The organism is Streptomyces sp. YS415, from assembly GCF_023544665.1.
Classification (GTDB): domain Bacteria; phylum Actinomycetota; class Actinomycetes; order Streptomycetales; family Streptomycetaceae; genus Streptomyces.
On sequence record NZ_JAMJFL010000011.1, the window covers coordinates 125957 to 152817 of the forward strand.

The 26861-nt window shown below is 71.4% G+C and carries 21 protein-coding genes and 2 pseudogenes; 5 read left to right on the forward strand and 18 right to left on the reverse strand.

Annotation, left to right across the window (positions count from 1 at the left end; all coding sequences use genetic code 11):
• Positions 1–66: 66 nt before the first annotated feature.
• The 4 genes from M8H82_RS16475 to M8H82_RS16490 form a co-directional block, all read right to left on the reverse strand.
• Complete coding sequence (locus M8H82_RS16475; protein ID WP_250074611.1) at positions 67–1482, reverse strand: sugar porter family MFS transporter; 1416 nt, start codon at positions 1480–1482, stop codon at positions 67–69.
• Between the two features lie 185 nt (positions 1483–1667).
• Entirely contained in the window at positions 1668–5225 is a 3558-nt protein-coding gene (gene smc, locus M8H82_RS16480) for a chromosome segregation protein SMC (protein WP_250074613.1), read from the reverse strand.
• Between the two features lie 215 nt (positions 5226–5440).
• A complete protein-coding gene (locus M8H82_RS16485; protein WP_250074615.1) occupies positions 5441–5644 on the reverse strand; it encodes a hypothetical protein in 204 nt (67 codons plus the stop codon).
• A gap of 377 nt (positions 5645–6021) precedes the next feature.
• Positions 6022–6303, reverse strand: coding sequence for an acylphosphatase (locus M8H82_RS16490; protein WP_250074617.1), 282 nt, complete (start codon positions 6301–6303; stop codon positions 6022–6024).
• A 159-nt stretch (positions 6304–6462) separates the two neighbouring features.
• Here M8H82_RS16490 and M8H82_RS16495 point away from each other — a divergent pair, with 159 nt between their 5' ends.
• Entirely contained in the window at positions 6463–7644 is a 1182-nt protein-coding gene (locus M8H82_RS16495) for a CAP domain-containing protein (RefSeq protein WP_250074620.1), read from the forward strand.
• Between the two features lie 14 nt (positions 7645–7658).
• Here M8H82_RS16495 and M8H82_RS16500 read toward each other — a convergent pair.
• The 3 genes and pseudogenes from M8H82_RS16500 to M8H82_RS16505 all read right to left on the reverse strand — a co-directional run.
• Positions 7659–7766, reverse strand: a pseudogene (locus M8H82_RS16500) (integrase); the annotation flags it as partial.
• Positions 7766–7843, reverse strand: a pseudogene (locus M8H82_RS36775) (replication initiator); the annotation flags it as partial. The pseudogenes M8H82_RS16500 and M8H82_RS36775, both read right to left, overlap by 1 nt.
• Before the next feature lie 676 nt (positions 7844–8519).
• Positions 8520–9116, reverse strand: a complete 597-nt coding sequence (locus tag M8H82_RS16505; RefSeq protein ID WP_250074622.1) for a flavodoxin family protein — start codon at positions 9114–9116, stop codon at positions 8520–8522.
• Positions 9117–9222: 106 nt separating this feature from the next.
• Here M8H82_RS16505 and M8H82_RS16510 point away from each other — a divergent pair, with 106 nt between their 5' ends.
• Positions 9223–9603, forward strand: coding sequence for a helix-turn-helix domain-containing protein (locus M8H82_RS16510; RefSeq protein ID WP_250074624.1), 381 nt, complete (start codon positions 9223–9225; stop codon positions 9601–9603).
• On the opposite strand, the gene mutM is transcribed toward M8H82_RS16510, so the two are convergent.
• The 8 genes from mutM to M8H82_RS16550 all read right to left on the reverse strand — a co-directional run bounded on the left by mutM (position 9576) and on the right by M8H82_RS16550 (position 17789).
• Positions 9576–10436, reverse strand: coding sequence for a bifunctional DNA-formamidopyrimidine glycosylase/DNA-(apurinic or apyrimidinic site) lyase (mutM, locus tag M8H82_RS16515; RefSeq protein ID WP_250074626.1), 861 nt, complete (start codon positions 10434–10436; stop codon positions 9576–9578). The genes M8H82_RS16510 and mutM overlap by 28 nt on opposite strands.
• An 80-nt stretch (positions 10437–10516) precedes the next feature.
• Complete coding sequence (rnc, locus tag M8H82_RS16520; RefSeq protein ID WP_374211666.1) at positions 10517–11335, reverse strand: ribonuclease III; 819 nt, start codon at positions 11333–11335, stop codon at positions 10517–10519.
• A 7-nt stretch (positions 11336–11342) separates the two neighbouring features.
• On the reverse strand, positions 11343–11516 hold the full coding sequence (gene rpmF, locus M8H82_RS16525; RefSeq protein ID WP_028802425.1) for a 50S ribosomal protein L32: 174 nt from the start codon (positions 11514–11516) through the stop codon (positions 11343–11345).
• 2 nt (positions 11517–11518) lie between these two features.
• Positions 11519–12166 carry a DUF177 domain-containing protein gene (locus tag M8H82_RS16530; RefSeq protein WP_250074630.1) on the reverse strand — a complete coding sequence of 216 codons (648 nt, stop codon included), beginning with the start codon at positions 12164–12166 and terminating at the stop codon, positions 11519–11521.
• A gap of 128 nt (positions 12167–12294) precedes the next feature.
• A complete protein-coding gene (locus tag M8H82_RS16535) occupies positions 12295–13335 on the reverse strand; it encodes an ATP synthase F0 subunit B (protein WP_250074631.1) in 1041 nt (346 codons plus the stop codon).
• A 58-nt stretch (positions 13336–13393) separates the two neighbouring features.
• Positions 13394–13873, reverse strand: coding sequence for a pantetheine-phosphate adenylyltransferase (coaD, locus tag M8H82_RS16540; protein WP_250074635.1), 480 nt, complete (start codon positions 13871–13873; stop codon positions 13394–13396).
• Between the two features lie 26 nt (positions 13874–13899).
• A complete protein-coding gene (gene rsmD, locus M8H82_RS16545; RefSeq protein ID WP_250074637.1) occupies positions 13900–14487 on the reverse strand; it encodes a 16S rRNA (guanine(966)-N(2))-methyltransferase RsmD in 588 nt (195 codons plus the stop codon).
• 80 nt (positions 14488–14567) lie between these two features.
• Entirely contained in the window at positions 14568–17789 is a 3222-nt protein-coding gene (locus M8H82_RS16550; RefSeq protein ID WP_250074640.1) for a helicase-related protein, read from the reverse strand.
• Positions 17790–17976: 187 nt separating this feature from the next.
• Between M8H82_RS16550 and M8H82_RS16555 the strand changes: the two genes are divergently transcribed.
• Together M8H82_RS16555 and M8H82_RS16560 are read left to right on the forward strand one after the other, a co-directional pair.
• Positions 17977–19806 carry an HSP90 family protein gene (locus M8H82_RS16555; protein WP_250074642.1) on the forward strand — a complete coding sequence of 610 codons (1830 nt, stop codon included), beginning with the start codon at positions 17977–17979 and terminating at the stop codon, positions 19804–19806.
• Entirely contained in the window at positions 19806–22742 is a 2937-nt protein-coding gene (locus tag M8H82_RS16560) for a tetratricopeptide repeat protein (protein WP_250074643.1), read from the forward strand. The genes M8H82_RS16555 and M8H82_RS16560 overlap by 1 nt, the downstream gene beginning before the upstream one ends.
• A gap of 21 nt (positions 22743–22763) precedes the next feature.
• Here the strand turns inward: M8H82_RS16560 and M8H82_RS16565 are convergent, their stop codons facing one another.
• Positions 22764–24419: a DAK2 domain-containing protein gene (locus tag M8H82_RS16565; RefSeq protein ID WP_250074645.1), complete on the reverse strand. Its 1656-nt coding sequence runs from the start codon at positions 24417–24419 to the stop codon at positions 22764–22766.
• Between the two features lie 257 nt (positions 24420–24676).
• On the opposite strand from M8H82_RS16565, the gene rpmB reads away from it, so the two are divergent.
• Positions 24677–24862, forward strand: a complete 186-nt coding sequence (gene rpmB, locus M8H82_RS16570) for a 50S ribosomal protein L28 (RefSeq protein ID WP_004924906.1) — start codon at positions 24677–24679, stop codon at positions 24860–24862.
• Positions 24863–24945: 83 nt separating this feature from the next.
• Here rpmB and thiD read toward each other — a convergent pair whose 3' ends face one another.
• Both thiD and M8H82_RS16580 read right to left on the reverse strand, forming a co-directional pair.
• Entirely contained in the window at positions 24946–25737 is a 792-nt protein-coding gene (gene thiD / locus M8H82_RS16575; protein WP_250074646.1) for a bifunctional hydroxymethylpyrimidine kinase/phosphomethylpyrimidine kinase, read from the reverse strand.
• A complete protein-coding gene (locus M8H82_RS16580) occupies positions 25734–26699 on the reverse strand; it encodes a thiamine-phosphate kinase (protein ID WP_250074647.1) in 966 nt (321 codons plus the stop codon). Before M8H82_RS16580 ends, thiD begins: the two co-directional genes overlap by 4 nt.
• Between the last annotated feature and the right edge of the window lie 162 nt (positions 26700–26861).

Consider the following 26861-nt stretch of genomic DNA (forward strand, 5'->3'; position numbering starts at 1 on the left):
TCTTTCACGAGACGAGGAGAGGGGCAGCGGGGACTTGGCCCTTCTCCCCGGGTCCGGGGGCCGGTGTCAGCCCATGTCCTCGAGCTTCTTGCCCTTGGTCTCGGGCACGAACTTGAGGATGAAGGGGATGGAGAGGAAGGCGAACACCGCGTACATCACGTAGGTGAGCGACAGGTTCCACTCCGACAGGTCCGGGAAGGTGATCGTGATGACCCAGTTGGCGATCCACTGGGCCGAGGCGGCCACACCGAGCGCGGCGGCGCGGATCTTGTTCGGGAAGACCTCACCGAGCATGACCCACACCACGACGCCCCAGGACATGGCGAAGAAGAGCACGAACGCATTGGCGGCGATCAGCGCCACGGCACCCTGCGCGGTGGGCAGCGGGTCGTTGCCGTTCTGGTAGGAGAAGGCCCAGGCGGCCAGCGCCAGCGAGAGGCCCATGCCGACGGAGCCGATCAGGGCGAGCGGCTTGCGGCCGATCCGGTCGACGAAGATCATCGCGATGACCGTACCGATGATGTTGATGATCGAGGTCTCGAAGGAGTAGAAGAACGAGCTCGACGGGTCGACGCCGACGGACTGCCACAGCAGGTTCGAGTAGTAGAAGATGACGTTGATGCCGACCAGCTGCTGGAAGACGGACAGGCCGATGCCGATCCAGACGATCGGCAGCAGGCCGTACGTGCCGCCCAGCAGGTCCCGGAAGGTCGACTTGTGGTCGCTGCGCATGGCGTCGTCGATCTCGGTGACCCGGGCGTCGAGGTCGATGTCCCCCTCGACGTCGGAGAGCACCTTCTTGGCCTCGTCGATGCGGCCGACGCTGATCAGGAAGCGCGGGGACTCGGGGATGGCGAAGGAGAGCAGGCCGTATACGAGGGCCGGCACGAGCATCACGCCGAGCATCCACTGCCAGGACTCCAGGCCCGCGATCGTGCCGCGCTCCTCGCCGTCGGCCATGTTCAGGATGGCCCAGTTGACGAGCTGGGAGACGGCGATGCCGATCACGATGGCGGCCTGCTGGAACGAGGCGAGCCTGCCGCGGTAGGCCGGCGGGGCGACCTCGGCGATGTAGGCGGGGCCGATGACCGAGGCCATGCCGATGGCGATACCGCCGAGGACACGCCAGGCGGCGAGGTCCCACGCGGCGAAGGGAAGGCCGGAGCCGACGGCGGACACGGCGAACAGCACCGCCGCGATCTGCATGACGCGGATACGGCCGATACGGTCCGCGATCCGGCCGGCGATGGCCGCGCCGACCGCGCTGCCGAGCAGGGCGCAGGCGGCGACCGTTCCGGTGGCACCCGAGCTCAGGTCGAACCTGTCCTGGATGCCGCCGTTGGCGCCGTTGATGACAGAGCTGTCGTAGCCGAACAGGAAACCGCCCATGGCGGCTGCGGCCGTGATGAAGACGACGTGCCCGAGATGTTCGGGGTGGCTCGCCTTCGCACCCGACTGGGGTGCCTGCGCTGTGCTGGTCACGTGTAACTCCTCGGACACCGGCAACGCTGCCGGGTGGGTCAGCTCCTCCAAGTCGAGATACCTGAAGGTAAAAGCAACGTTGCCGACCCTATGCCTTCATGTATCGAAGTCAAGAGGCAATTGATGTGACCTTTGAGGGCACATTTGCAGGGTTTGTGTTCATCTCTTGAACGAAGTGAGTGGAGTCAGCGCAACCGCTGGCTGATGACCTTCGACACACCGTCGCCCTGCATGGAGACGCCGTACAGCGCGTCGGCGACCTCCATCGTCCGCTTCTGGTGCGTGATCACAATGAGCTGCGAGGCTTCCTGGAGCTCCTGCATGATGCGGATCAGCCGCTGCAGGTTGGTGTCGTCGAGGGCGGCCTCGACCTCGTCCATGACGTAGAACGGGCTGGGCCGGGCCTTGAAGATCGACACCAGCAGGGCCACGGCGGTCAGCGAGCGCTCGCCGCCCGACAGCAGCGACAGCCGCTTGACCTTCTTGCCCGGCGGACGCGCCTCGACGTCCACGCCCGTGGTCAGCATGTTCTCGGGGTCGGTCAGGATCAGCCGCCCCTCGCCGCCCGGGAACAGCCGGCTGAAGACGCCCTCGAACTCCCGGGCGGTGTCCCGGTAGGCCTCGGTGAAGACCTGCTCCACCCGCTCGTCGACCTCCTTGACGACCTGGAGCAGATCGGCGCGGGTCTTCTTCAGGTCCTCCAGCTGCTCGCTGAGGAACTGGTGGCGCTCCTCCAGCGCGGCGAACTCCTCCAGGGCGAGCGGATTGACCTTGCCGAGCTGCTGGTACGCCCGCTCGGCCGCCTTCAGCCGCTTCTCCTGCTCCCCGCGCACGAAGGGCCTCGGCCGGTTGCGCGGGTGGTCGGGATCCTCCGGCAGCTCCTCGCCCTCGGCGGGCGGCGAGGGCGGTACGGGCTGATGGGGGCCGTACTCCTCGACGAGCCCGGCGGGCTCCACGCCGAGCTCTTCCAGCGCCTTGGTCTCCAGCTGCTCGATCCGCAGCCGCTTCTCGGCGCCGAGCACCTCACCGCGGTGCACGGAGTCGGTCAGCTTGTCGAGCTCCGCCTTGAGGTCGCGGCCCGTGGTCCGGGCGGCGGTCAGTTCCTGCTCCCGCATGGCCTTGGCGGCCTCGGCCGCGGCCCGCTCCCGCTCGGCCCTGCCGAGGGAGACCTCGACATGCGCCAGCAGCTGCCGGGCACCGGAGGCGACGGCCCCGGCGACGGCGGCCTCGTGCCTGAGCCGCGCCCGCCGCTGCTCGGCACGCGCGCGTGCGTCGCGTTCCGCCCGGGCGGCCCGGTCCAGGGAGTCGGCCCGGCCGGCCAGCCCTTTGACGCGTTCCTCGTGCGTACGGACCTGGAGGCGGGCCTCCATCTCGGTCTGGCGCGCGTTGGCCCCGTCGGCGGCGAGCCGGTCCCGTACCGAGGTGTCCGGCTCTTCCTCGACCGGCATCTCCTCGGCGACGGCGAGCCGTTCCGCGAGTTCCTCGACCTCGGCGAGGGCCTTCTCCAGCGCGTCCTGCGCGCGCGCCGCGGCGGCCGTGGACCGCTCGGCCTCCCCCGCCGCACCCCGCGCCTGCCCGGCGAGCCGGCCGAGCTGCTGGGCCACGGCCGACTTCTCCCGGTCGGCGGCCCGGCGGCGCTCCCCCAGCTCCTCCACGAGGGCCGCGCACTCCGTGCGCCGCGCGCTCGCCGCGTGCTGTGCCCCGGTCAGTTCCTCGCAGCGGACGGCCAGCTCCGCCAGCTCGGCGGCCGCCTCGTCCACGGACGCCTGTACTTCGAGGAGGCTGGGCGCGCCCGCGGAGCCGCCGTGGGCGAAGTGGGCGCCCAGGAGGTCGCCTTCGGCGGTCACGGCGGTGAGGTGGGGGTGGGTGTAGATCAGGTCCTCGGCGTCCTCGAGGGTGCTGACCACGACGATGTCGCGCAGGAGGCGGTGGACGGCGGGCATCAGCTCGGACGGGCCGCGGACCAGGTTCGCCGCCCGGGGCTGCCGGGCGCCCGCGGGTTCCTCGCGGGCCGGTGCCTCCGGCGCGCCCGTCACCAGCAGGGACGCCCGTCCCCCGTCCTGCTTGCGCAGCAGCCGGATCGCGTCGGCAGCCGCGGCCGGTGAGGACACCGCCAGCGCGTCCGCCGCCGCCCCGAGCGCCGCCGCCAGGGCCACCTCGTGGCCCGGGGTGATCGTGAGGAACTCCGCGGCCGGGCCGAGCAGTCCCGTGAGCCGGTCCTTCGCCTCCAGCAGCGCACCCGTGCCGTCCTTGCGGCGCAGGCCCAGCGCCAGCGCCTCGTGGCGGGCGCGGGTGGCGGCGCGCCTGCGTTCCGCCGCCGTGGCCGCCTCCCGGGCCGCCGTCAGTGTGGCCTCCGCCTCCGCCAGGGCCGCCTTCGCCGCGTCGTGCCGGTCCGCCAGTTCCGCGTCGCCGGCGTCGAGGCCGTCGACCTCGGCCTGCAGGGCCTCGTACTCCTCCTGTGCGGCGAACGCCCGCTCCTGCGCCTCGTCGCGGGCTGCGGCGAGGCGGTCGATCTCGGCCTGCGCCGAGGCGGCACGCGAACGGGCCGCGTTGACCTGGCCGTTCAGCCGGGCCAGGCCCTCGCGCCGGTCGGCGATGGCGCGGGCGACGTCCTTCAGGCGCCGTTCCTCCAGGGCGAGCTCGCGCTCCAGGTCGGCGCGGTGCGCGACGGTGTCCTCCAGGGCGCGCTCGGCCGCCTCCAGGGCCGCCTCCAGCTCGGCCTCCTGCTCACGGATCCGGGCGGCCTCGCGCTCCATGTCCTCGGGGTCCCGGCCGCGCCGCTCCTCAAGGGGAGCGGAGGTGGCGCTCTTCACGCGCGCGTCGGCGAGCGAGACGGTGCCGCGGACCCGCTCGGCGAGCTGGGAGAGCTCGTACCAGGTCTGCTGGGCGCGCTGCAGGCGCGGGGTGAGCTGCCGTACCTCGTCCTCCAGGAGCGCCTCGCGCTGGAGCGCCTTCTTCAGCTCCAGTTCGGCGGCGTCCTTGCGTTCCTTCAGGGCGGCTTCGTCGGCGACCTCGGCGTTGAGGGCCTCGCGCAGCCGTACGAGGTCGTCGGCGAGGAGTCGGAGGCGGGCGTCGCGGAGGTCGGCCTGGATGACGGCGGCTCTGCGGGCGACGGCGGCCTGGCGGCCGAGGGGCTTGAGCTGGCGGCGCAGTTCGTCGGTCAGGTCCTGCACCCGCGCGAGGTTGGCCTTCATCGCGTCGAGCTTCCTGAGCGCCTTCTCCTTGCGCTTGCGGTGCTTCAGCACGCCCGCGGCCTCTTCGATGAAGGCCCTGCGCCCCATGGGGTCGGCGTGCAGGACCGAGTCCAGCTGGCCCTGGCCGACGATCACATGCATCTCGCGGCCGATGCCGGAGTCGGAGAGCAGCTCCTGGATGTCGAGCAGCCGGCAGGTGTCGCCGTTGATCTGGTACTCGCTGCCGCCGTTGCGGAACATGATCCGCGTGATGGTGACCTCGGCGTACTCGATGGGCAGCGCCCCGTCGGAGTTGTCGATGGTCAGCGACACCTCGGCGCGGCCGAGCGGCGGGCGCCCGGTGGTGCCGGCGAAGATGACGTCCTCCATCTTGCCGCCGCGCAGCGACTTGGCACCCTGCTCGCCCATGACCCAGCTGAGCGCGTCCACGACATTGGACTTGCCCGAGCCGTTCGGTCCGACGACGCACGTGATGCCGGGCTCGAACCGGAGCGTGGTCGCCGAGGCGAAGGACTTGAAGCCTCGGAGGGTCAGGGCCTTGAGGTGCACGCCGCCGGACTCTACCTTCCAGGGCTGTCTCACTCCATGAACCCGCGGTTTCACCCCTGTACGCGCAGGGCACACCAGACGTTGAAGAGGGTGAAAGGATGCACGGGGGCAAGAAAGAAGGGACGCCGAAGCGTCCCTTGCAATTTCTGACACAACTCAGCGGTGGATACTGGCCTGCCGACCACTGCGTTCGCCGTTGTGGAGCGGTGCAGTGATCAGGTGAGCGCAGGCTCCGCCTGGTGTGCGTCGATGCTCTCCATGATCCTGTCGTGAGAAGCGGCAGCCGCCAACGCGTCCTTCTCCGCCTGGATCCGTACGAGCTCGGATTCCAGGTCCTGTACGCGCTGCTGGAGCCGTCGCATCTCGGCGAGGAGTCGAGGGTCGGAGCCGCCGACGTAACCGAGAAGCGCCTTTGCCATGATGGATGGTCCTCCACAATGAGTGACCGACCGAAGCGGTGTGGGTCGTGAGGGATTCGCACCCGCGGTGCTTGACACTCTTGAGTTCTTGCTGCCGTTCTTACATGCCAAACAGCTAAGGTGCGCGGGGCTTTCAGCGTCTCACCAAAAAGTTTGACGGTCAACACGATCACGCCCCGTATTGGCGGGCATCCCGGGGGCGCGCGGCCGAAACGGCGGCGCTGCGACTCCTGCGGGCCCGGAGGGCGTGGCGATCATCCTGGCGCGCGGAGCGGACCGGCGCAAGCGTTTCTCGGCAACTACCTGCTCCTTTCCCCTCGGGGCGGCTTCCGGGGGCCCGGTCCTGCGGTTCCGGGGGAAGGGTCCTCGTCCGCTGATCACCGGATGGCGAAGCCGTCATACCCCCCGCGAGGTGTGTCCCAGATCTCGGTGACGCCCTCCACGCGGCCGGGCGTGTCGTCCCCCTGGAGCCAGTCGAGGAGCCCTTGACAGCCGGGGCGCGGGCCTTCTGCGACCACCTGGACGCGTCCGTCGTCCAGATTGAGAGCAAAACCACTCAGGCCGCCGATCTCGAGTGCCTTGGCACGGGTGAACCAGCGGAAACCCACACCTTGGACCCGTCCGCGCACCCAGGCAACCAGCCGTACATCCTCGCTCATAGCTGCAACCTAACCGGCCAATGTCTCACTGGGCACTTCCTCCCCCCTCGCCATGCGGTACCGTCCCGACCCAATGAATCTCATATGAAACTCACTCGATCGGGTGAGTTGGTTGATCGCAGAGGACGAGTCGACCGCACGGACGAGGAAGGCCAGAACATGGGACGCCACCGACGCTCCGCCGCCGGCCGCGCCGCCACGGGCCGCGCCACGGGGGTCAATCGCACAGAGGGTTCCTCGCAGAGGAGCCGTGACCCGCTGAACTCGTACCCGGCCTCGCACCCGGGTGAGCCGGTGGGCATCGCGCCCTACCTGCACCAGGACGCCTATGCCGGCGCCTACGCGCAGACCGAGGCGTACCTCTTCGCGGCCGAGGACGGTCGCGGTGACGGCTACGCCGAGGACTACGCCCGCGTGACGGACACCGCCGCCTTCGCGAGTGACTTCACGGGCGACTTCACGGGCGACTTCGCGAGCGACTTCGCGAGCGACGGCTTCCTGCCCGACGACGGCGCCCGGCCGGCGAGCGGCCACCGCCGCAAGAAGAAGAAGGCCGCCACCCCGGTACGCACCGGTCTGCTCGGCGTCTCCGCGGCCGTGGCCATCGGCACCGTGGCGGTCGCCACGGGCGTGCTGCCCGGCGGGGACACCTACACCCTCGGCGGGGGCAGCGGCGACAAGGTGCAGACCGCCGACTCCCCGACCGGCTCCCCGAGCGAGCAGGGCGGCACGTCCGGCAGCGTGGAGAGCCCGAGCCGCGACGCGGGTGCTCCGGTCGGCCGTGACCAGGAGCGGCCCGCCTCACCGTCGGCAGCGCCCTCGACCCCGCCCTCCTCGGCCGCGCCGACGAAGACGCCGTCGAAGGAGCCGAAGGCGACGCCGTCCAAGAAGCCGAGGACGACACCGTCGAAGGCCGCGACCAAGGCGCCGGAGAAGACCACCCCGCCGGTGACGCTCACCGAGGAGGCCGTCGCCGCGGCCGAGGTGCTGAAGCTCGTCAACGAGGAGCGGGCGAAGGCCGGCTGCAACGCCGTCGCCGCCAACAGCGCCCTCGCCGACCTCGCCGCCGCCTTCAGCGAGGACATGGACAAGCGGGGCTTCTTCGACCACACCGACCCGGACGGGGCGAGCCCCTGGGACCGCGCCGAGAAGGCGGGCATCACCGGCCTCGGCGGCGAGAACATCGCCCGGGGCCAGGCCGACGCGGCCGCGGTGATGGACGCCTGGATGAACAGCCCCGGCCACAAGGCCAACATCCTGAACTGCGACTTCAAGACGCTGGGCGTCGGCGTGCACATCGCCCCCGGCGGACCCTGGTGGACGCAGAACTTCGGGTACTGAGATAACCGCAGGTCAACGCGATCGACGGCGGCCCAGGTCCGGGTCTCACTCGACGGCATCAGGTGTGTGTACGTACGCAGCGTGAAGCCCGGGTCATGGTGGCCCAGGTACTCGCTCAACGTGCGCGGACCTGGCGGCGCTCGGACAAGGTGGTGGAGTAGGCGCGCGACTTGGTCATGAAGTGCCCGCGGAAGCCGAGCTGACAGGGGGCCCGTGGCTGACTACGCCACACACGCTCAAAACGCTCGCGAGCTGCTTGAAGCAATGGACGCCAAGTCTGCGGTCAAGAAGCGCGTTTACGACGCCGAACGTGCATGGCCATGATGGGCTGTCTGACCAGCGCGGCAGGAAGGGCGCGATCCGCCGTGTGCCGACGCGCTGTCGCCATGGCCGTCCGCCCAGCCGACCAGGACGAGGATCTCCCCACCGCGCCTGTAGGCAATCGGACCGGACACACGCCGAGGGCCTGACCACCGAGGTCAGGCCCTCCGTGCGGTACAGCAGCGACCTGTCAGTGCTTGAGGGAGCCTTTGGACCGTTCTTTCGCGCCGCGCATCATGCCCCGTGCTTCGAGAGCGGCGCCCTTTGCTTCGAGGGTTCCTTTGTGCATAGCGTGCGCCGCCTTCCGCACAGTCTTTCCGACCACCTGTTCGGCCTTCGCCTTGGCCCGTTCTCCGGCACTCATCTCAGTACCTCCGCGGAGTCTCACTGGCCGTGTGCCCTTGCAGCAGGCGGCAAAACCAGTCTGGGGATGTGCCGATCGTGGACGGCCGAGTGCACCCCCGCTCGGGCCGTCTCTGGGCCGTGCGGGGGTGACACGCAGGCGCGAGGGCTCCCATCCGGTGACCGGGTGGGAGCCCTCGCGCGTGTGGCCGTTACGCGGCCGCGGTCGCGTCGGCCCGGCCGCGCGCGAACGCCCGTGCGGCCTCGGCGACCCGGCGCCCGAGGTGCTCGGCGGTTGCCGCGTCGGCCTTGTGGACGCCGTCGGGACCCTCGTCGACGTTGGTCTGCGCCGCCGCGCCCGCGAAGACGCCGAGCCGGTTCAGGTCGTGCTCGGAGCCGTCGCTGCTGTTCCAGCCCGGGTGCAGACCGAGGTTGATCCAGTGCATGCCGTGCTGCGCCGCGAGGATCTGGAAGAACTGCAGCGTGTGCAGCTTGTCGCCGCTCTTGGAGCCGGAGTTGGTGAAACCGGCGGCCAGCTTGTCCTTCCACTCCTGGCCGAACCAGCGCTTGGAGGTGGCCTCGGCGAAGACGTGGAAGGGGCCGGAGGCGGTGCCCATGTAGGTCGGGGAGCCGAAGACGATGGCGTCCGAGCCGTCGAGGACCGTCCACTGCTCGTCGGTGATCTCGGCGACGTTGATCAGGTGCACCTCGGCACCGGCGTCGGCGGCACCGGAGCGGACGGCCTCGGCGAGGACGGCGGTGTGGCCGTAGCCGGAGTGGTAGGCGATGGAGACAACGGGGGTGGTCACGAGGGAACTCCCGGGATGGCAGGTCGCGGACGATGCGAAAATGAAAGCACTAACTTTTGGTTAGTGCAACCTGCCAGTTAGCGCTGCGCTCACGTACGCTACGGATATGGACACCACCGAGCTGCCCTACAACGTGTTCGCGAAGGCATGCCCCTCCCGCGGGACGCTGGAGCACGTCACCGGCCGCTGGGGCGCGCTCACCCTCGGAGCGCTGTACGAGGGGTCGCTGCGCTTCAACGAGCTGCGGCGGCGCGTGGACGGGGTGAGCGAGAAGATGCTGTCCCAGACCCTGCACGCGCTGGAGCGCGACGGCCTGGTGCACCGCGAGGCACAGCCGACGAACCCGCCCCGCGTGGACTACGAACTCACTCCGCTGGGACGCGGCGTCGCCGAGCGACTGCTCACCCTCATCCATTTCCTGGAAGGCCGGATGGACGACGTGCTCGACGCACGCGAGCGCTACGACGAGACCCGCGGCGCCCGCTGACACGTGGGGCAGAAGTAGCTGGACCGGTTCATCCACGGGCGCCGGCGCATCGGCGTACCGCATCGGCGGCACGGGAGGCCCTCGCGCCCGTACGCGTCCAGCGACCGGTCGAAGTAGCCCGACTCGCCGTTCACGTTGACGTACAGGGAGTCGAAGCTGGTGCCGCCCACGGCGAGGGCCGCGTTCATCACGTCCCGTACGTGGCCGAGGAGTTGGAGGCTGCGCGGCCGGGTGAAGGTGGCCGTGGGGCGGTCGTAGTGCAGGCGGGAGCGCCAAAGGGCCTCGTCCGCGTAGATGTTGCCGACTCCGCTGATCAACGACTGGTCGAGCAGGGCCCGTTTGATGGTGGTGCGCTTGCGGCGCAGCGCCTGGTGGAACGCCTCGTCGTCGAAGAGCGGATCGAGCGGATCGCGGGCGATGTGCGCGATGACGTCGGGCAGTCCGTCGGGGGTGTTCTCGTGCAACGACAGTCCGCCGAAGGTGCGTTGGTCGACGAAGCGGAGTTCGGTGCCGAGTTCGTCGGCGAACCGCACCCGGATGCGCAGATGCTTCTCTGCCGGTGCCTGGTGCGGCTGGACCAGGAGCTGGCCGCTCATGCCGAGGTGGGCCAGGACCGACTGGGTGGTGTCCTCCAGCGGCAGCCACAGGTACTTGCCGCGGCGGCTCGGGACGCCGATGCGGTGGCCCTTCAGCCGGTGGGCGAAGTCGTCGGCGCCCGCGATGTGCCGGCGCACCGCGCGCGGGTGCAGCACCTCGGCGTCGGCGACGGTCCGATGGGCGACCCACCGCTCCAGGCCGCGCCGGACGACCTCGACCTCGGGCAACTCGGGCATGGGATCCCCCGTACGGGCCGGTGTACGAGCCGAGCGCCCGCCCCGGGACGGGTGCGGGCGCTCGGGTCGCGCTGTTCTTCTCAGGCGGAGGCGGACGCCTCGTCGGCCTCCGCGGCCACGGCATGCGCGGCCTCGGCGGCGTTCTTGGCGGCGTTCTTGGCGCGCTCGTCCGCCGCGGCCCGGATGGACCGCCAGGCGGACTCGGCGGCCTGCTGCTCCGCCTCCTTCTTGCTGCGGCCGGTGCCGGTGCCGTACGAGACGCCTCCGACGCGGGCGGCAGCAGTGAAGGTCTTCTCATGGTCGGGGCCGGTCTCCGTGACCAGGTACTCGGGCACGCCGAGCCCTTCGGTCGCGGTGAGCTCCTGGAGACTGGTCTTCCAGTCCAGGCCGGCACCGAGGTTCGAGGACTTCTCGATCAGGGGGTCGAACAGGCGGTGCACGAGCTCCGCCGCAGAGTCCAGACCCTGGTCGAGATAGACCGCGCCGATCACCGCTTCCAGGGTGTCGGCGAGGATGGATGCCTTGTCCCGGCCACCCGTGCCCTCTTCACCGCGGCCGAGCCGGATGAAGGAACCCAGGTCGAGCCCACGGCCCACCTCCGCCAGCGCACGCGAGTTGACCACCGCGGCCCGCAACTTGGCCAGCTGGCCTTCGGGCAGGTCGGGGTGGGTGCGGTACAGCGTGTCGGTGACGACGAGGCCGAGCACGGAGTCCCCGAGGAACTCCAGCCGCTCGTTCGTCGGCAGACCGCCGTTCTCGTACGCGTAGGAACGGTGGGTGAGCGCACGCACCAGAAGGGCGGACTCGAGTTGGTACCCGAGCCGCCCTTCCAACAGCGTGTGGGACGAGGCCGTGGTCTCCGCAGAGGTTTTCTTCGGCGTGGACACTGTGCCTCTCACCAGCCGCTCAGACCTCGAGGACCTGGCGCTTGTTGTAGGTGCCGCAAGCCGGGCACGCGATGTGCTGCTGCTTGGGCTCGTGGCAGCGCTCGCACGCAACCAGGGTGGGGACCGCAGCCTTCCACTGCGACCGGCGGTGGCGCGTGTTGCTGCGCGACATCTTCCGCTTCGGAACAGCCACGGCTACTTCTCCTGCTTCTCGTCGACGCCCGGTTCGGCGCCGCTCATCTCGTCCTTCTCGCCGTCTTCGAGTGAACCGGCGAGTCCCTGCAGTGCCGCCCAACGGATGTCGACGGCGTCATGGTGGTGGTCCGGGTCGTCCGCGAGGCGTGCGCCGCACTCGGCGCACAGTCCCGGGCAGTCTTCCTGGCACACCGGCTGCATCGGCAGTGCGAGCACCACCGCATCGCGCAGCACGGGTTCGAGGTCGAACAGGCCGTCCTCGAGAAAGAGCCTGTCCTCGTCTTCCTCGGCGTCGTCGACGGGTTCCGCGTGGTGTGCGCGGCCCCGGTCGTCGGCGTCAGGGTACGAGAACATCTCCTGGAAGTCCGCTTCGAGATCGAGCTGAAGCGGCTCCAGACACCTTACGCACTCCCCCTCGGCCAGTGCATGGGCGGTGCCTGTGACGAGCACCCCTTCCATGACCGACTCCAGACGGAGTTCGAGCTTCACCGGGGCGCCTTCCGGCACTCCGATGACATCCTTCAGACCGAGGTCCTTGGGGGCGTCGATCGTGCGGGTCAGGCGCTGGAGCGCGCCAGGACGCCGCCCCAGCTCGTGTGTGTCGAACACGAGAGGGTTGCGGTGGTCGAGGCGGGCGTTCAGAGCCATTCCTGCTTTCGATCTTTGAGCTCAGGCCACGCTGCCCGCGGTGTCGCCGGGCAGCGCTGATCGCGGACGTAGACGCGACCGAAGAGCCAGGATACTGGACCTTTCGCCAACGGCCCAATCCGGTGGGCTCAGCCCTGGCCGCGGCCCTGCTCGTAGGCGCGCAACTGCTCCGCGCTGATCATGCCGGTGTCGAAGAGGCTGGTCTCGTCCAGGGCGTAACCCTGCTGCGCCTGCTGGGGCTGCTGGGCCTGCTGGGGGACCTGTTGCGGGTCGTACGCCTGCTGCTGGGCGTCGTAGCCCTGGTAGGCGTAGGGATCGGCCTGCTGGTAGCCGTACGGGTCCTGCTGGGCGTACGCCGGCTGCTGGTAGCCGCCGTAGGTGTCGTACGCGGGCTGCTGCGGGGCGTAGGCCGGCTGCTGCGGCTGCTGCTGGGCGGCGGAGGCATCCTGCTCGGCCAGGGCCGCGAGGTCGGCGAGGTAGTCGGCGTCGCTGGAGTGCTGGACGGTGCTGGTGTCGTCGGCGAGGGCGCCGAGGTCGTCGCTGGCGATCCGGCCGTGCAGCGTCTGGCGGCCGCGGCCGACGGCCTCCAGGGTCTTGGCGAGGACGGCCTCGAAGGCGCCGAGCTTGACGTCGACGTACTCGTCGGCCGTGCGGCGCAGGGTCTCGGGGTCGTGGCTGCGCTCGGGGGCGTCCTCGTCCTCGTAGCCCTGCTCGTCGAGGCCGGGTCCGGTGCCGAGGAGCTTCTCGCGGCCGCGGCCGACGGAGCCGAGGGTCTTGGTGAGGACGACCTCGAAGTTGGCGAGCTTGGAGTCGACGTAGTCGTCGGCCTCCGCGCGGATCTCGTCGGCCTCCCGGCGGGCCTCGGCGAGGATGCGGTCGGCCTCGGCCTGGGAGCGGCGGGCGATCTCGGTGTCGGAGATGAGGGAGCCGCGCTCGGCGTGCGCCTGCCCGATGATCCGCTCGGCCTCCTGGCGGGCCTGCTCGACCATCTGCTCGCGGTCCCCGATGACCTCCCGGGCCTGGGCGAGCGAACCGGGCAGGGCCTGGCGGACCTCTTCGAGCAGCGAGAGCAGCTCGGCGCGGTTGACCACGCACGAGGCCGACATCGGCATCGACCGGGCACTGGAGACCGCCGCGACGATCTCGTCGAGCTTCTTCTGCACGTCCACCGTGTGCTCGCCACTCTCTACAGCTGTGTTGGAGACGGACGGGACGACTGTAGCCCCATCAGTCCTTGAGCAGCCGCTCGTTCAGGGCTTCCAGCACGATGGGCGGGACCAGGTGGGAGACGTCGCCGCCCCAGGTCGCGACCTCCTTGACCAGCGAGGAGGACAGGAAGCTGTAGGTGGGGTTGGTCGGCACGAACAGGGTCTCGACGCCCGAGAGGCCGTTGTTCATCTGGGCCATCTGCAGCTCGTAGTCGAAGTCGCTGACCGCGCGCAGGCCCTTGACGATGGCCGGGATGTCGCGCTGCTTGCAGAAGTCGACGAGGAGGCCGTGGAAGGCCTCGACCCGTACGTTCCCGTACTCGGCCGTGACCCGGCGGATGAGGTCGAGTCGTTCGTCGACCTCGAACAGGCCCTTCTTGGCCTTGTTGATCATGACCGCGACGTAGACCTCGTCGTACAGCCTGGAGGCGCGGGAAATGATGTCGAGATGTCCGTTGGTGATCGGGTCGAACGACCCGGGACAGACGGCGCGGCGCACTAGTGATCCCTCGCTCTCCGGTCCGGTCATCGTGCGTTTTCGCACGTAGAGGCGGCGCGACCGTACCAAAACGTTCCCTCGCCGTAGCGACGGGACCGGAGCGCTTCGAAGCCGTCCGGCCAGTGGAATTCGCCGCCTCTGGTGCTGCGCTCCACGGTGACGAGCGCCTCCGGCGCGAGCCAGCCTTCTGAGCGGAGTGTGAGGAGAATCTCGCGAAGATCGTGATCTGTGACTCGGTAGGGCGGGTCGAGGAAGACCAGGTCGTACGGCGCTTCCGGGGATGCCCCCCGGATGACCTGTTCCGCCTTGCCGGCCCTGACCTCGGCGCCGGGCAGGCCCAGGTTCCTGACGTTCTCGCGGATGATCCTCGCGGCTCGGGCGTCCGCCTCGACCAGGAGGGTGTGGCCCGCGCCCCGGGAGAGGGCCTCCAGGCCCACCGCGCCCGAGCCGGCGTACAGGTCGAGGACCCGTTCTCCGGCCAGGGGGCCGCCCAGGAGGGACTGCCAGGTGGAGAAGAGGCCCTCGCGTGCGCGGTCGGAGGTGGGGCGGGTGCCATTGCCTGGCGGCACGGCGAGGCGACGGCCGCCGGCTGCGCCGGCGATCACGCGGGTCATCTTTGGTCCTTCATTTGATGGCGGCTTCAGGTTCAGTGTGGCTGGTCGCGCAGTTCCCCGCGCCCCTTAGGGCGTCTCCCTCACCCCTTTTCGAGGTACTGCTCCCTCTCCTCGTCCAGGAGCGCCTGCAGGGCCGTGCGCAGGCCGGGGAGGGTCTGGAGTTCCGGGTCCGCCTCCACGACCGCCGTCGCCTCCTGTCTCGCCTCGGCGATGATCTCCTCGTCCTCGATGACCGTCAGCATCCGCAGGCTGGTGCGGGCGCCGGACTGGGCCTGGCCCAGGACGTCGCCCTCGCGGCGCTGTTCGAGGTCGATGCGGGAGAGCTCGAAGCCGTCGAGGGTGGCAGCGACGGCGTTCAGCCGCTGGCGGGCGGCGCTCGCCTCGGGCATGTCGGTGACCAGGAGGCAGAGGCCGGGCGCCGAGCCCCGGCCGACCCGGCCGCGCAACTGGTGGAGCTGGGAGACGCCGAAGCGGTCGGCGTCCATGATCACCATGGCGGTGGCGTTGGGAACGTTGACGCCGACCTCGATGACGGTGGTGGCGACCAGGACGTCGGTCTCGCCCGCGGCGAAGCGGCGCATGACCGCGTCCTTGTCGTCGGGGTGCATCCGGCCGTGCAGGACCTCCACCCCGAGCCCTCCGAGGGGGCCCTTGGCGAGCTGGTCGGCGACGTCGAGGACGGCGAGCGGCGGGCGCTTGTCCGCCGTCTCCTCGGCCGCCTTCTTCTTGGGGTCGGCTTCCTCGTCGCCGATGCGGGGGCAGACGACGTAGGCCTGATGGCCGTTCTCGACCTCCTCGCGCACGCGCTCCCACGCGCGCGAGAGGAAGTGGGGCTTGTCGGCGGCCGGGACGACATGGCTGGCGATCGGGGAGCGGCCGGCCGGGAGCTGGTCGAGGACCGAGGTCTCCAGGTCACCGAAGACGGTCATCGCGACCGTGCGCGGGATGGGCGTGGCGGTCATGACGAGGAGGTGCGGAGGCTGCTTGCCCTTGCCGCGCAACGCGTCCCGCTGCTCGACGCCGAAGCGGTGCTGTTCGTCGACCACGACCAGGCCGAGGTCGTGGAACTGCACCTTGTCCTCGATCAGCGCATGGGTGCCGATGACGATGCCGGCCTCGCCGGTGACGAGGTCGAGCAGCGCCTGGCGGCGGCCCGCGGCCCCCATGGAGCCGGTGAGCAGGACCACCTTGGTGGCGTGCTCCGAGCCGCCGAGCATGCCGCCCTGTGCGAGGTCGCCCATCATCTCGACCACGGAGCGGTGGTGTTGCTGGGCGAGCACTTCGGTGGGGGCGAGCATGGCGGCCTGGCCGCCGGCGTCGACGGTGGCCAGCATGGCGCGCAGGGCCACCATCGTGTTGTGGGTGACCGTGAAGTTGTCGGTGACGTAGGCGTGGCTCGGATGGGCGACGCTGATGCACTGAACCGGCTTTCGCCCCACGTACTCGACCGCCCGGATTCCCCGCCGGAACGTGTTGTATTTCGGTCGCGGGCGGACGCGTGCCGCTTTGCGGCTGAGCCTGAAGGGGGCGACTTCGTCAGGCAGGGCAACCGAGACGTTGAAGGCAGCCTTCTTGGGCAGAACTCGGGCTCGACCACCGAGCGAGCGCACGAGCCAGGCGACATCGTCCGCGAGCCTGCGCGAGGCGGAGCACAGCGAAATGCTCATGCCATTCGCGTCGATGGTGCCGTCGGTGTCCAGGAGTCCCTGGAGCAGAGCAAGGCGGTTCTTGATCGAAGTGTTCTTGAACTCGTCGGGGATGAACTTGCCGTGGGACGTCACGCCCCAGAGGTTCAGTTCACGCAAGGTCTGGATGACTGGATTGCGGGCGCCGCCGAGGCGATGCGTCAGCTGAATCGTGAAGTCGCACCGCGATCCCCTCACCGGCACCAGCCGACATTCGGGTGCCACGGCTGTCGCCACAGCGTCACTGATCTCGTCGTCGATGGTGGACAGACGCACGTTGTGCCGGAACGAGCCGTCGCCCAGGAGAACGCCGAACAGGTAGGGATCGAGGGGCGGCCCGGAGTCACCGCCGAGGTCGACGGGGGCGGCAGCCGGCAGGTACCACTTCGAGGATCCGTTGGGTTCAAACGTGTCCCGGCGGATCTCCCCGGTCGTCATGACCTTGGGTGGCTGTCCCCGGTGCCAGCCGCAACTCGTGCCGACGATCCAGAGGTGCTCTTCGTCGCACTCGACCGAAGTGCCGTCCGACAGGACCAGTCGCCACACGTCGCGCTCTCCTTGCGGAAAGACGCCGTCGATCAAAGCGATCTCACCGTCGGGCACGACGATCTCGTCTCCCACACTCAAGTCCCCCATACGGCGATAGCCGGCGGGTGTGAGCACGAGCGATGTGAGGGGCTGAGCCTTCCCCGAGCCGACCTCTCCCTGGAGCAGGCGGTGCATCGGGTGCTCGGTGGCCAGGTCGTCGAAGATCTCCTTGGAGACGCGCTGCTGGCCCTCGGTGAGGGTGAAGGGCAGGCGGTCGTCGAAGGCCGTGAGGAGACCGTCCGGCTTGGGTGTGCGGGCCACCGCGGGGAGTTGGGCGTCGGCGTGCCGGCGGCGGGCCAGGGCGACCTGGAGGACGAACGCCTCGTCCCATTTGAGGCGGGAGCGGGCGTCCTCGACGTCGGCCTTGGTCTGCGGGCGGTGGATCTTCAGGAGCGCCTCGGGGAGCGGGACCAGGCCGCGGCCCTCGCGGAGGCTCGCCGGGAGGGGGTCGACGGCGTCCTGGGCGCTCGGCAGCACTGTCTGGAGCGCCTTGCCGATCTTCCAGGACTCCAGTTTGGCGGTGGCGGGGTAGATCGGGATCAGGGCGCCGGCCCACGTCTCGACCGTCTCCTCGCCGTCGCCGCGCAGCAGTTCGTAGGCCGGGTGGGCGAGCTGGAGGCGGCGGTTGAAGACGGAGACCTTGCCCGAGAACATCGCGCGCGTGCCCGGCAGGAGTTCCTTGTGGGGCTTGTGGACGCCGTGGCCGAAGAAGACGAGTTGGAGCCGGCCGCTGCCGTCGGTGATGGTCACCTCCAGGCGCTGGCCCTTGCCGCGCGGGGCCTTGGCGGAGGCGAAGCTGTGCAGCCGGGCGTCGGCGACCTGGGCGACCACCGTGACGTGCTCGTCCATGGGCAGGTCGGCGAGGTGGGTGAGCTGGCCGCGCTCCTCGTATCTGCGCGGGTAGTGGTGCAGGAGGTCGCCGACGGTGTGCAGGCCGAGGTGCTCGGCCATCACCTTCGCGGTGGCGGGGCCGAGCACCGACTTCAGTGGCTGCTGGAGTGGTTCTTGCAGTGCGGGCACGAGATCCATTGCACACCACGGCACTGACATTGCCGCATACCTCCCTCCGAACGGCCCGGATACGTCTGAGGAAACCCCTGGTCAGACGGGGAGTCCGGGCCTTAGGATGACGCGCCTCCGGCCATCCTTCGCGGTCATCGCCTCACACGGACCGCCCGACCCCGCGCCGAGCCTTCCCCCCACCGGCGCAGCGACGATGGACTCCCAGACCTCTCAGTCATCCCAGGCATCCCCGTCCCCTCATACCTTCCAGGTCGACCTGCGCGGCCTGGTGGACCTGCTCTCCCATCACCTGTACTCCAGTCCCAAGGTCTACCTGCGCGAGCTGCTGCAGAACGCCGTGGACGCCATCACCGCCCGGCGCGCCGAGCAGCCCGACGCCCCGGCGCGGGTGCGGCTGTCCGTCGACGCCGGCGGCGGGCTGCGGGTGGAGGACTCCGGAATCGGGCTGACCGAGTCCGACGTGCACAGCCTGCTGGCGACGATCGGCCGCAGCTCCAAGCGGGCGGACGGGCTGCAGGCCGCCCGCTCCGACTTCCTGGGCCAGTTCGGCATCGGGCTGCTGGCCTGTTTCGTGGTCGCCGAGCGGATCCGGGTGGTCAGTCGCAGCGCCCGTACGCCGGAGGCGCCACCGGTGGAGTGGACGGCGGCGGACGACGGCTCGTACACCGTGCGGACGCTGCCGGACGCCGAGCGGCCCGAACCGGGCACGACCGTGCACCTGGTGGCGCGCGCCGGTGCCGCGGAGTGGCTGGCGGAGGAACGGGTGCTCGCGCTGGCCCGCGACTTCGGCTCGCTGCTGCCGTACGACGTACGGGTGGGCGAGGAGGAGGTCACCGACCTGCCGGCGCCCTGGGACCGGGCCTACCCCTCCCCCGCGAACCGGCGGGTGGCGCTGGCCCGGCACTGTCACGAGCTGTTCGGGTTCACTCCGCTGGACTCGATCGAGCTGAACGTTCCGCTGGCGGGCATCCGCGGGGTGGCGTACGTGCTGCCGGCGGCGGTCAGCCCGGCCCAGCGCGCCGGTCATCGCGTCCACCTCAAGGGCATGCTGCTGACCGAGCGGGCCGAACAGCTGCTGCCCGACTGGGCGTTCTTCGTGCGCTGCGTCCTGGACACCGACAGCCTGCGGCCCACGGCGTCGCGCGAGTCGCTGTACGAGGACGAGACGCTGGCGGCCGTACGGGAGGCGCTCGGGGAGCGGATCCGGTCGTGGCTGACCGGGCTCGCGGCGGGCGATCCGCAACGGCTGGCGGCCTTCCTGTCGGTGCACCACCTCGGGGTGAAGTCCCTGGCGCGGCACGACAAGGAGATGCTGCGCACGATGCTGCCGTGGCTGCCCTTCGAGACCACCGACGGGCGGCTGTCCCTGGAGGAGTTCGCGCAGCGGCACCCGGTGGTGCACTTCACGCGGACCGTCGAGGAGTACCGGCAGGTCGCGCCGATCGCCTCGGCGCAGGGCGTCGGGGTGATCAACGGCGGTTACACCTACGACAGCGAGCTCGTCGAGGCGCTGCCCTCGGTGCGGCCGGGGACGGTGGTCGCCGAGCTGGACGCGGACACCGTGACCGCCCATCTGGACGCGGTCGACCCGGCCGAGGAACTGGCGCTGGCCGGCTTCCTGGCGGCCGCGCGGGCCAGGCTCGACCCCCTGGGCTGCGACGTGGTGCTGCGGGCCTTCCATCCGCTGTCCGTGCCCGCGCTGCACCTGGACGACCGGGCCTCCCGGCACGAGCAGGCGCGGGCCGAGGCCGAGGAGCAGGCCGACGACCTGTGGGCGGGCATCCTCGGCTCGCTGCGCGGCAGCGCGCCCCGCGCGCGTGTGGTGCTCAACCACCTCAACCCGCTGATCCGGCGCATCAGTTCGCTCGGCGACGCGGAGCTGATCGGCACCGCCACCGAGTCGCTGTACGGACAGGCCCTGCTGATGGCGCAGCGGCCGCTCAGGCCCGCGGACTCGGCGCTGCTGAACCGGGCCTTCATGGGCCTGCTGGAGTGGGCCACCAACGGCGAGGAGGGTCGCTGATGACCGGGATCACGGACCTGGACGCACTGCGCCGGGCGATGGCGGAGAACTCCGAGGAGCCGGAGGGGCCGGCCCGCAACGCGCGCGCGGAGCAGCTGCTCGCCGAGGCCGAGAAGCTGAACGTCCCGCTCGCCGTGATCGAGGCGCTCGGGCACCAGCTGAAGGTCTACAACTACAGCTCCGAGAAGGACAAGATGTTCGTCCCGTTCGCGCGGCTGCTGCGCATGTGGGACGAGCGGCCCGAGGACTTCGACGAGTACGAGACCCACTCCCTGCACTGGGTCTTCAAGTGGATGACGGCCGGCATGCTCGACCAGCCGCATGTCCCGCTCGCTTCCATAGAGAAGTGGCTCGGCGAGATGGAGCACCGCTACCGGCTCGCCGGCCACTCCGAACGGGCCGTGCGCAGCGCCGAGTTCAGCGTGGCCGCGCACATCGGGGACCTGGCGCGGGCCGAGCGGGCGTACGCCGCCTGGCTGGCCGCCGACCGGGACAGCATGGCGGACTGCCACGCCTGTGAGCTGCACGGGCAGGGCTGGTGGCAGGCGGAGCGGGGCCGGGACGAGCGGGCGCTGGAGCTGTGGGCCCCGGTCCTGGAGGGCGAGTACTCCTGTGCCCACGAGCCGCACACCGCGCTCGCCTCCTCGCTCGCGTCCCTGCTGCGGCTGGGCCGCGTCGACGAGGCCCGCGCCCACCACCTGCGCGGCTTCCGTCTGGTGCGGCCGATGGAGAGCATGCGCGGCGCCTACGCGGACCACGTCGAGTTCTGCGCGCTGACCGGCAACGAGGCACGCGGCCTCGAACTGCTCGCCGAGCGGCCCGCCTACTTCACCGACACCGGGCAGCCGCGCAGCAGACTGGAGTTCCTGACCGTGGTGACGCTGCTCATGGAGCGGCTGACCGGGCTGGGGCTCGGCGGGCAGCGGGTGCCCGGACCCGCGGGCCGGGTGTGGACGGCACACGAACTGGCCGCACACGCGCGTGCGGAAGCGCTGGAACTGGCCGGACGGTTCGACCGGCGCAACGGCACCGGTCATGTCAGCGAGCTGGCACGCGCGCGGATGGCGCAGGAGCCGCTGGCGGAGCGGCTGCCGCTCGGGGTGCGCTCGGCGCGTTCCACCGTGGCGTCCGCCGCTGTTCCGGTGCCGGAGGTTCCGGCGCAGGATGAGCCCGTGGAGGCGGACCTGCCGACCCTGCTGGCCGAGGCCCGGCGGCTGTCGGACACCTTGCAGCCGCGCGCCGTCGAGGCGTGGGCGGCGGTGGCGCGGGCCGCCGAGGGCGTCGAGGTGGACGTGCGCGACCTCGCGGAGATCGTCGACCACCGGGCGATGGAGCTCGGCCCCGACGGCGTCGAGCTGTTCGAGCGGGCCGCGGAGCTGTACGCCGAGGCGGGCGACGAGGGCGAATCGCTGGCGGCACGCACGCGTGCGGCGTACGTACGCGCCCTCACCGGCCATCTTGCCGAGGCGCTGACCGCGGTGGCGGAGCCCTACGACCGGGTCCTCGCGCTGTACGCCGAGGACGGCACGGGACTGCGGCAGACGGCGTCGGTGCTGATGGGACGCGCGCGGGTGCTGATGCGGCAGGTGCACGAGGCCGACGAGCCGGTGGACCCGGTGATCACGGCCACCGCCGAGGGCGCCGCGCGTGAACTACTGGCGCTGGTGGACGGGCGCACCGGGGACGACGTACGGCTCGCCTCGCGGGCCGCCGAGGCGCAGGCGATGCTCGCCGAACTGGCGCAGCTCGCCGGGGACGTGGAGGCGGCGGCGGGGCTGTTCTCGCGGGCCGCGGCGGCGTTCGTCGAGGCGGGTCTACCGTGGTTCGCGGTGGAGTACGAGGCCCGGCTCGCCGGACTCGCGCACCACCTCGGCGACACGGCGGAGGCCGAGCGGGCGCTGCGGGCGGCCCTGGAGCACGGCGGACCGCACCTGGAGGCGCCGGGCCGGGCCCAGCTGCATCTGCAGCTCGCCGAGGTCCTGGGCGGCCGGGGTCTGTCGGAGGAGGCCGCCGAGCACGCCCTGGAGGCGGCGCACTGGGCCGACGAGGCGGGCGAGGGCCGCACGCTCGGCGCCTGGGCGCGGCATCAGCTCGGCGGGTTCCTGCTGCGCCAGGGGCGCTGGGCGGAGGCCGCCGAGGTGCTGGAGTCGGCGCTGCCCGACCTGACCCCTCAGACGCACGGCGACGGCGCTCTGGTGCAGACGCAGTGGTGGCTCGGTGACTGTCTGAGCGAGCTCGGGGAGCACCGGGAGGCGGCCGAACGGCGTCTGCAGGCCGCCGAGATCGCACGGCACTGGCCCGAGCAGCACGACCACGCCACGCTCGCCCACCTCGCCGCCGAGTCGCTCGGCCAGGCGGAGCTGCACGAGGAGGCGGACCGCGCCTACACGCGCGCGGGCAACCTGTGGCGGGAGCTCGGCAACGTCCACGGCCTCGTCCGCTCCCTGCGCGCCCGCGCGTGGCTCGCGCTGCGGGCCCGGGACGGCGCGGACGGGGTGGGCACGGCACGGGAGCTGATGGCGGCCGCGGTCCAGGAGTGCGCCGAAGCGCTGGACGCGACGCCCGACGAGGAGGCGTACGCCCGGCTCACCGCCGAGCTCGGCCACACGCACCGCCAGTTCGGCGACCTGCTCGCCCGGTCCGCGGCCGAGGACGACGAGGACGACTCGATCCGGGCCGCCCTGGAGGGGGCGCTGACCCGGATGACGGAGGCCATCACGGTGTTCGCCACGCTCGGGGACGCCGGCCGGCACGCGCGGACCGGCGCCGAGCTGGCCGCGGGCTGGCTGGAGGCGGACCTGGCCCGTCCCGCCGAGGCGGCGGCACGCGCGCGTGCGGTGCTGGCGGCCTACGAGGGCGTGCCCGCGGAGGACGGGGCGGCCGGGGAGCGGCGGGCGGAGGCGGAGCAGCTGCTCCAGGTGACCGAGGAGGGGTGAGCGGGCTGACCGGGCTGCGTCCTACTCCACGCCGATCAGCAGCAGCGCCCCTTGCCGGCCGCCCCGGTACACGACCGTGTCGACGGCGAGGTAGGACTCCCGTACCCGCGCTTCGAGGTGTCCCGCGATGCCGTCGGGCGCCTCGTCGCCGAGGACGAGGGTGACCAGCTCGCCGCCGGCCGCGAGCATGCGGTCCAGGACGGTCTCGGCGGTGGCGGTGACCTCCGCGCCGATGACGGCGACGTCGCCGTCGATGAGGCCGAGCACATCGCCGGCCTGGCAGATGCCGGCCATGGTCCAGGACTGGCGTTCGGCGACGGCGACCTCGGCGTAGCGGGTGGCGCCGGCCGCCGAGGTCATCGAAACGACGTCCTCGTCGAAGCGCCGGTCGGGCTCGTGCACGGCGAGCGCGGCGATCCCCTGGACCGCGGACCGGGTGGGGATCAGCGCCACCCGGATGCCCTCGGCGCGGGCCTGCTCGGCGGCGGCCGCCGCGGTGTGCCGCAGTTCCGCGTCGTTGGGCAGCAGCACGACCTCGCGCGCGTGAGCCCGTCGTACGGCCTCCACCAGCTCCCCGCTCGCGGGCGGCTCCCCGGGGCGCGCGAGCACGGTGGTCGCGCCGGCCTCGGTGTACAGCCCGGCCAGGCCCGGCCCCGGTACGACGGCCACGACCGCGCGCTGGGCCCGCTCCCGGGGCGGCCGCTCGCCGCCGGTGGTGTGCACGTCACCGACGCCGAAGTGGGTGATCCGGATCCGGTGCGGGCGGCCCGCCTCGACGCCCGCCTCCACGGCGGCGCCCGCGTCGTCGACGTGCACATGGACGTTCCACAGCCCGTCGCCGCCGACCACGACCAGCGAGTCCCCGAGGGTGTCGAGCCGCTCCCGGAGCCGGGTGACGGCCGCGTCCTCGGCCTCCAGCAGGTAGATCACCTCGAAGGCGGGCCCGCTCTCGGGGAGGGACGCGCACTCCTCGGGACTGTCGACGGGCCCGCGCGCGTAGGTGACGGTCCCGGCCTGTCTCTCCCCGGTGAGCGTCTCCACCAGAGCCGCGAGAACGGTGACCAGGCCCCGGCCCCCGGCGTCCACCACCCCCGCGCGTTGCAGCACGGCGAGCTGGCGCGGGGTGGCGGCGAGGGCGGCGCGCGCTCCTTCGCAGGCGGCCCGGGCGACGGTCCCGCAGTCGCCCCCGGCCCCGGTGGCGGCTTCGGCGGCGGCCGAGGCGACGGTGAGGATCGTGCCCTCGACCGGGTGGGCCACGGCCTGGCGGGCGGAGTCGGCGGCATGCCGCAGGGCGAGCCGGAGCCCGCCCGCGCCGGTGTGCGCCGTGTCACCGTCGGCGGCGAGGACCTGGGCCATGCCGCGCAGCAGCTGCGCCAGGATCGTCCCGGAGTTCCCGCGCGCCCCTATGAGCGCGCCGTGGGCCATCGCGCGCACGGCCTCGGCCAGGGACGGCACGGAGCCCGCGGAGCCCGCCTCGTGCCCGATGAACACCGCGTCCACGGCGGCCGCCGCCGATTCCACCGTGAGGTAGAGGTTCGTGCCGGTGTCCCCGTCGGCCACGGGGTAGACGTTGATCGCGTCGATCTCCTCGCGCGCGCGCCCGAGCGCCTCCAGCGCGAGGCCGCACCAGGTGCGTACCGCGAGAGCATCGAAGAATGTCTGCGGCACCTGCGCCACCTGCGCCTCCTTGAGCTGCTGGACGTGGACGCAGCGTAGACCCAGGGACCGGGCCCACCGGAAGAGGGCCGGGCGCGGGGCCCTGAGCAGCCATGGTAGTTTCGTTGTACTGGCGCAGTCGTTGTATGCTGCTCCGGTTGCCCGATGCAGATCGGGCCATTCCCCCTGGCAACGCCACTCAGATCTCTGATCCTGCGATTCTGATCCCGGCCTGCCGGGTTCAACCGTACGTGCATCTGAAGTCTTTGGAGTGACCCGTGGCTGCCAACTGCGACGTCTGCGGCAAGGGGCCGGGCTTCGGCAACAACATCTCGCACTCGCACCGCCGTACGCCCCGTCGCTGGAACCCGAACATCCAGCGCGTTCGTACCGTGGTGGGCGGGACGCCGAAGCGCGTGAACGCTTGCACCTCGTGCATCAAGGCCGGCAAGGTCTCGCGCTGACGCACAGCTAAGCGCGCGGCCACTGCTGGTTCGCTGCTCTGAGCCGGTCCACCTCGAGTGGACCGGCTTTTTGCATGCCCTGGCTAGGCGCGGTACCGCCAGCCGTGATCCACCGGCCCGATCCCCCCGCCCAGCGCGAACCCGGCCGCGATGGCCCCCGTGACGTACTCCTTGGCGGCCGTCACCGCCTCCGGCACCGACTGCCCCTTCGCCAGTCCTGCGGCGATCGCGGAGGCCAGCGTGCAGCCCGTGCCGTGGGTGTGCCGGTTGTCGTGCCGCGGCGCGCGCAGCCAGTGCTCCTCGGAGCCGTCGGTGAGCAGGTCGACGGCATCCCCCGCGAGATGGCCGCCCTTGATCACCACCCAGCGCGGCCCGTACGCCAGGACAGCCGCCGCGGCCCGGCGCAGATCACCCTCGGACTCGACATGGATTCCTGTGAGTTGGGCCACTTCGTCCAGGTTCGGGGTCGCGACGGTGGCCACCGGCAGCAGCAGGGTGCGCACGGAGTCCAGCGCCGACGCGGCCAGCAGCGAGTCCCCGTGCTTGGACACCCCCACCGGGTCGACCACCGCCGGCGCGTCCGTGCCGGCCAGCAAGGCGGCCACCGCCTCGACGAGTTCGGCGGAGGCCAGCATGCCGGTCTTCACGGCCTGGACGCCGATGTCGTCGACGACACTGCGGTACTGGGCCCGCACCGCCTCCACGGGCAGCGGCCAAGCGCCCTGCACGCCCAGCGAGTTCTGCGCGGTGACCGCCGTGATCACGCTCATGCCGTGCACGCCGAGCGCCAGCATCGTCTTCAGGTCGGCCTGGATCCCCGCCCCGCCGCCGGAGTCGGAGCCCGCGACCGTCAGCACCCTCGGCGGCGCGCTCACGACTCGATGTCCCCGAAGTGGTCCCAGCCGCCCTTGCTGGTCCACGGCGCCCCGTCGACCGTCACCTGGGGCAGCGCCGAGGGGTTGAGGACCTCGCCGATCACCTTCCAGCGGGCGGGCAGCTTCACGTCCGGCGGGAAGGTCGCCACGATCGCGTGGTCCTCTCCCCCGCTGAGCACCCACTGCATGGGGTCGACGCCGACGGCCTGCCCGATGTCGTTCATCTGGGTCGGGATGTCGATCGCGCCGGAGCGGATGTCGATCCGCACCTTGCTGGCCTCGGCGATGTGCCCGAGGTCGGCGATCAGCCCGTCGCTGACGTCGCACATGGCCGTCGCCCCGAGCCCGGCCGCCGCGGGGCCCGCGTGGTACGGCGGCTCCGGGCGCCGGTGCGCCTCCACGAAGGCCCGCGGCGAGCGGAAGCCCCGGGACAGCACCGCGTACCCGGCCGCGGACCAGCCCAGCCAGCCGGTCACCGCGACGAGGTCCCCGGGCTGCGCGCCGCCCCGGGTGACGGGCTCCTGGTTGCGCAGATCGCCGAGCGCGGTGATCGACACCATGATCGTGTCACCGCGTACGACATCGCCGCCGACCACCGAGGCGCCGGCCACCTGGCACTCGTCGCGCAGGCCGTCCATCAGCTCGGTCGGCCAGGTCACCGGAAGTTCGGCGGGGACCACCAGACCGAGCAGCAGGGCGGTCGGCACGGCGCCCATGGCCGCGATGTCCGCGAGGTTCTGCGCGGCCGCCTTGCGGCCCACGTCGTAGGCGGTGGACCAGTCGCGGCGGAAGTGACGTCCCTCGAGCAGGATGTCGGTGCTCGCCACGACCCTGCGGTCGGGCGCGGCGACCACCGCGGCGTCGTCGCCGGGGCCGACCCGGACCGCCGGGGTGGTGGTGAGACGGGAGGTGAGCTCCCTGATGAGCCCGAACTCCCCGAGCTCACCAACAGTGCCCTTCATTGCCCTTACGCCCCTTCTGTCCCTGTGCGTTCCCGGTCGCGTGTCTCTACTGTCCTCGATACGGTCGAGGTGACCGTCAACAACTGTCGTGCCTGCACCCCGGCGCGGGACCCCCGGGCACCGCGGGTCTCCCCGCGACGAGCGACGACGCGATACCGTGGC